This is a genomic window from Croceivirga sp. JEA036 (genome assembly GCF_011882165.1).
Classification (GTDB): domain Bacteria; phylum Bacteroidota; class Bacteroidia; order Flavobacteriales; family Flavobacteriaceae; genus Croceivirga.
Genome location: NZ_JAATON010000013.1, coordinates 1 through 6,209, shown reverse-complemented (window position 1 = coordinate 6,209; position 6,209 = coordinate 1). Strand labels below are relative to the sequence as shown.

The window sequence follows — 6,209 nt, the reverse complement described above, 5'->3', positions numbered from 1 at the left end:
GAAAAGTTTGTGTTCAAAACCCACTTTTTCATACTTCTTTTTTCGGCAGGGTGTTTTTTTTGATTCTTCCATAGATTACTAAATATGATAACTTTTTTAGTCAACCTATTTCAGGACGATGCGATTTTTGTGAATGTTTGCTAACGGTATCGTATAAGCGCAGTAGCGGATTTTAGAAATTTGGTATTTCCGTTTGGGATAAAGGTTTGCTTCAAAATAAAGCGGCTTGGTTTAGAACCAAAGCCGCTATTGCGTTTATACCGTGTTGTGGTTTGTATTTTTGGGTCTGTTTTCCTCAATCCACTTTTCCAAATCACCAATTTTTTCGGTTACAAAGCTTTTCCAATCCCTACCGGTTAATTCCAGCCCCTCCTTTTTAAGGGCATCCACATACCAATCTTTGTATTTTAGGATTAACATTCCATAAAAATCTGGAACGTCAGCACCGACAAACCAAACTTTTTCAATATTCTTAATTGTCTCTTCATTGGTCATTTTTACATTTTTGAGACTTTCATGATAATTGCCCCAATGATAAATTTCTATTAATTCTAAATCAATCAGATTTTTGATGAAATAAATTCCTTCTTTCCTTGCTTGGTCTGACTTTAGATTGTCGTAATTGAAACCAAGACCGAAAAGGATAGTCGAAATAAGTTCTATCCCTTCTGGATGAAATAAATCGATGCTTTTATTCTTAAAAAAATTGTCGGTGTTCATACTATTGATTAAGGAATTTTACTTGACGTGGTTTTGACCATATAGTTTTAAAGTCCAGCGAAATTGTAGCAGGGACATTACTGCCAGATGCTGTTATTGGTCTGTAGGTTATAAAATTACCGCTCCCCATATCAGCGACAATTGCCCCATCTGCTTTTGTGGTTTTTGAAATAGCGTGCTTTGTCAATGAATTGAAAAGTTCTCGAGCTTTTGTCACAGGTGAGTTTGTAACAACTTCACGAATTGTGTTGTTGAAACCTTGCTTTCCCAAAAGCCCAACTTTCCTTACAACACTATTCAAACGAACACCTCTATACACCCATGAGATTGGTATTTTCTGAAAAAGTTTTACCGCTACCGGCAGGCCCATTTCAAAGAGCGCTATTTCAACAATTGGGGTAACGCCTTCTGCAAAACCACCAACAATGCTCACAAACATTAGGTCATTATATCGGTCAGTAATTGCTTTCGCAGTATCGTAAAAGCCTTGTAACTCATATAGTGTAAATGAATTATAATTTACAACAAGACTATCAAAATAATCTGCCATCAAAACCCCTTCTTCACCATGTAATTTACGAAGGCCTTCTGCCATATGCTTTATAGATTTTACACAGTCGTGACCTACTCCACAGGGTGTTTGGGGTAATAGTTGAAAGTCTATAACCCAATCGATAAAATTCTTTGATTTGTTGGAATTCCCATTGTCGTTCATGAATTGATTTGCCTCAAGGGCAAAATCATAAAAAGCGACAAGAAAACTGAGTTCCTCTGGCGATAGTGAATTGCCCAGTTTTTCGTTGATGGTCTCCGCCAATGAGACGAACATGTTCTGGAAGCCACTTGGTTGTGTGACCACCACGTCCTCGTCGTATTCCGACGCAGGGGTGGAGGTAATGCCCGTTGAACCTCCGGTCATGGTAGGGTCACCGCCGCCCCCGGTAACCGTGCCGTCGAAATAATAACAGCCGTTACAGTCATCACTGCTGTCGGTGCACACGCTGAAGGTCTCGGTCGTAAAGTAGCTTGCATTGGTGCACCTGTCGGTACGGATATGCTCCCCATTGGAGCCCACATAGGCCCCATCGCCATCAAACCCGGGGTTGCTACAGGTGGGCACCGTGACATAGGTACAGCTCTGTTTGGCGGTAAGCGATTGGACGTTGACCCTTTCCATGGATATATGGGCCCGCATTGCTGCCCTTTTGTTATCCCGCAGTTCTTTGAGGTAGTCCTTTGTGAGATGGTAACGAAGGATAAAGCCACTGTAGCCCTCGGGATCCTTTCTCAATACGAGGTTCTCCAAGATTCCCTTTTCCTTTCCATTTTTTTTGGTCTCGACCCTTAAGGTATAGGTCTCGACAGACCCATTCTTATATTTCGAGACTTCGCTTGAATCGATTTTTACTTCCTGTTGCTTTCCGTCTTTTTCCGTAAGATATTTTCCGTTCTCGTTTTTGATGTCCAATCCCTTGAGGATATTGGAAAGTTCAGGATAGTCGAGGAAGTCCCCCATTTCAACATGTGAGTGGTCCGCTTCTTGTTCCATTTGCTCGACAGTAACTTCCTTCTCACATGATAGGGTAAAGGAAAGAGCTGCAAAACATAGAATGAGTTTGGATAGTCTGTTTTTCATACCGTTGGTGTTTTAAATTTAAAAATTTTTGAATGTTGGTCAATATAAACCACAACGGTCTCGTATAAGCGAAGTGGCGGTTTTAAAGGTTTAGTCTTTCCTTTTGGTAATCAGGGTTAGTCTCAAAACAAAACGGAGCAGGTTAACACCAAAGCCGCTATTGCGTTTATACCATGTTGTGGTTTGTATTTTCTCCGCTCTTAAATGAATTCCACCTCAAACCCTAGTTGGTCAATCGGTATCAAATCCACTCCTTGGCAATCACTTTTTTCAATTTCATTTTTTAAGGCTTCTGTAACGTAATAACCATGCCAAGAATTGTGTAATCTTAATATGTCAGATAAAATAAATTCTTTGGCCAATGCAAGTTTACTCGGCACTATTTGCTGCATGGGTTCCAAGTTTGATTGAAGTGATTGGTATTCTAATTCGTTATAAATTTTATTTTCCATTTTCAGTATTTCTTCCATTTTCTTTCTAACAAATAAAGAATTGTTCCAATCAATTAATCTATAATCACTCGGTTCATAAACGTAAAAGTAATTGTAGTTATATGTTTTGTTTTTATGTATTGCAAGTGCTTCAAAAATTTGTGTCTCTATAGGTATTGTATGTTTTAAAATTATTTTAAGGAGTTTTTCACTTAGAATCAAACCGCTTGAAGTAATAGGAACAGAAGTAATAATATCCATTGGTTTGGCACGATTCAGGATTTTAATAGCGTTAAAATCAGGGGTAAACTCGAGTTTACCCCTGCACTTTAAGTTAACTATTGAATCATCAGGATTTGGATTGTATTCTTCAATCATATGATTAGACGCTACCCAACCAACAATCTTGTTGATTAAGGCAGGTTGAATTTTATAAAGCATCTTTAAAATAGTTCGTTAATTTTTTTTGTTGGATTAGAGTCTATAATGTGTTGAAGTCTTTCAGAAAGTGCTTTTATTTCATTACAGGCCTTTTCAGGATTATTTATTACGTCTGGCCTGTTTTTTAATGATTCCAATTGGTTTCTAACATAATTATCATAATTGAAATGACTTCCCGAATGTCTGGTAGAACTAACAGCCTTTCCATTGATGGCTGCGTCGTGTGGATGCCATTTAAAGTTTGCGGCTGCTTGAACTACCGGATGGCCGTTAAGATTCCAAGGAATAACATGATGACCAATCATACCGTCACCTTTGGTAAGTCCCAACTGTTTTCTGAAAAGGTCGCTGCACTTTCTTCCAAAATCAATAAATCCATCCGCTCGTTTGGTCATCTGGAGGGCAATTTTTGTCCCGTTTGCCAATTTGGTCACCTTTATTGCCCATTTTGCTCCGGTTGACAGCCAACCATATATAGGAATGGCAGCGGTTAAGCTTAAAGTCCCATTTAAGCTGTCACCTTCTGCAAAGTAAATTGCACCATTCAGTAAGTCGGCCACTTCTCCCACGCCGGGCACAAGGCCGAGAACATCAAGTGAAATATGGATAAACTCCTTTGAGGCTTCCCATACGACCCTCCATTCGCTCCATTCGGGGTGCAGAGCCTGCAATTCCGCACATTTCATCGTAAACCAAATATTGACTAGGTGGGAATTGGAAGAATTGATGTTGAAGGAGTTGTACTTGTTCACAATATCGGTAAAACCAGAACCTACCTCAGAATAATGCATTTCTTTGGTATAGGCCTCTATTGCAATTTGTGTCGCTTTTCTAGACTCAATAGAATTTCCGTTTTGGTTCATCAATTGGTTCAATTCTAGGGAAAAGTTATAACTTGATACAAGAAGCCCCAGTTCCTCTGGCGAAAGGGAATTGCCTAGTTTTTCGTTGATGGTCTCCGCCAATGAGACGAACATGTTCTGGAAGCCGCTTGGTTGTGTTACTACCACGTCCTCATCGTATTCCGATGCAGGGGTGGAGGTAATGCCCGTTGAACCCCCCGTCATGGTAGGGTCACCGCCGCCACCGGTAACCGTGCCGTCAAAATAATAGCATCCGTTACAGTCGTCTCCACTATCGGTGCATACGCTGAAGGTCTCCGTGGTGAAGTAGCTTGAATTGGTGCACCTGTCTGTACGGATATGCTCCCCATTAGAACCCACATAGGCCCCATCACCATCAAATCCGGGGTTACTACAGGTGGGCACAGTGACATAGGTGCAGCTCTGCTTAGCGGTAAACGATTGAACGTTCACCCTTTCCATGGATATATGGGCCCGCATTGCTGCCCTTTTGTTATTCCGCATTTCTTTGAGGTAGTCCTTTGTGAGATGGTAACGAAGGATAAATCCACTGTAACCCTCGAGATCCTTTCTCAATACGAGGTTCTCCAAAATTCCCTTTTCCTTTGCATTCTTCTTGGTCTCGACCCTTAAGGTATAGGTTTCGACAGACTTATTCTTATATCTGGAGACTTCGCTTGAATCTATTTTTATCTCCTGTTCCTTACCGTTCTTTTCCGTAAAGTATTTTCCGTTAGCGTTTTTTATATCCAGTCCCTCAAGAATATTGGAAAGTTCCGGATAATCAAGAAAGCCCCCCGTTTCCACATGGGAGTGTTCTACTTGATGTTCCCCTTGTTCGACCGTAATTTCCTTTTCACACGAAAGTGCAAAGGAAAGAGCCGCAGAACAAAGAATAAGTTTTGATAGTCTGTTTTTCATACCGTTGGTGCTTTAAAGTTAAAAATTTTTGAATGTTGGTCAATATAAACCACAACGGCTTTGTGTATGATTAGTGGCGTGTTTAAGCACCTAATTTAGCAAATAGAAACTGAATAGAAAATCCGCGAGGACTTTCGTAAGCAGGCGAGAACTAGCCATTAATTATACACGTTGTTGTAGGCAGTTTTTTTATTATTTAAGTTTAACATTATATTCTTTTGTAATCTTATTAAATTTATCTAATTCTATATCATCTTTCATTTTTGCTTGAATAAAACCTAAAAGGTTTTCAGCATCCAATATTTTATTTGAATTCTGGTTATTGTATAAAATTATTGACTGTAATGTATTTTTCAAAGCAATTTCATTATTGCCTAAAATCAAGTTTATTTTTCCATTTCCATAATAACCTTCAGGATTTTCAGGGTAAAAATTAATTAGATTTTGATAAAATTTTTGTGCTTCCGTTTCATTTTCTTTCATTGAATAAATGGCAGCAATATTTAAAAGCGAAAAATCTCCTTCTGGAAATATTTCAAGAGATTTTTTATAAGTTTTTATAGCATTTTTCAAATCATTCTTCATTCGATAAGCTACTCCCAAATGGTCATAAGCCATTACAAATTCCTTATCTTTTTTAATTGCCTTTTTGTATTGTTCTATTGCTAATTCAAACTGTTTTTTATCTCGAAGTTGATTTCCTTTTTCAAAATATTTATTTGCTTTCTGATTGTCAGAAAGTCTATAAAATTCTTGTTTTTTCTTTTCAGAAACTTTTGTTCTTAAAGATGGACATTTTTCTATGACAAGTTTCGATACATCGCTAAAAGTTTTGCGAATTCCCTCTACTGTAAATTGTCTATTGTCTTTTTCGCTTGTGTCATTATTTTCAACGTCAATTTTTGATGAAATGATGCATTTTTTCAAAAGGTCATTTAAGTTGTCAGTTTCAGAATCTTTAGAAATACACTCACAAGATTTTTTAGCAATTTTTTCCTCGTATGTCTGTCCGAATACGATTATTGAAATAAAAAGAAAGATTAATGTTATTAATTTATTCATCTATTCGTGGGTTTGTGTCTTGTCCTGAAATAGGTTGACCATTTTTTTGAGATTAAATGGTTAAAAATTCCAGTTGTTTTTTATTTTTTCTGTACGATTTGTACGGTTTGTTTTTGTTTAGATGTACATGGTTGG

General features: G+C 38.0%; 5 protein-coding genes. All 5 read right to left on the bottom strand.

Going from position 1 to position 6,209, the window contains the following annotated elements; all coding sequences use genetic code 11:
* Positions 1-255 precede the first annotated feature (255 nt).
* On the bottom strand, positions 256-720 hold the full coding sequence (locus HCO57_RS16475) for a hypothetical protein (RefSeq protein WP_167989938.1): 465 nt from the start codon (positions 718-720) through the stop codon (positions 256-258).
* Between the two features lies 1 nt (position 721).
* A complete protein-coding gene (locus tag HCO57_RS16470) occupies positions 722-2,356 on the bottom strand; it encodes a hypothetical protein (protein WP_167989937.1) in 1,635 nt (544 codons plus the stop codon).
* Between the two features lie 200 nt (positions 2,357-2,556).
* A complete protein-coding gene (locus HCO57_RS16465; RefSeq protein WP_167989936.1) occupies positions 2,557-3,228 on the bottom strand; it encodes a hypothetical protein in 672 nt (223 codons plus the stop codon).
* Positions 3,229-3,230: 2 nt separating this feature from the next.
* Positions 3,231-5,012 carry an AHH domain-containing protein gene (locus tag HCO57_RS16460; RefSeq protein WP_167989935.1) on the bottom strand — a complete coding sequence of 594 codons (1,782 nt, stop codon included), beginning with the start codon at positions 5,010-5,012 and terminating at the stop codon, positions 3,231-3,233.
* A gap of 192 nt (positions 5,013-5,204) precedes the next feature.
* Positions 5,205-6,074 carry a tetratricopeptide repeat protein gene (locus HCO57_RS16455; protein WP_167989934.1) on the bottom strand — a complete coding sequence of 290 codons (870 nt, stop codon included), beginning with the start codon at positions 6,072-6,074 and terminating at the stop codon, positions 5,205-5,207.
* Between the last annotated feature and the right edge of the window lie 135 nt (positions 6,075-6,209).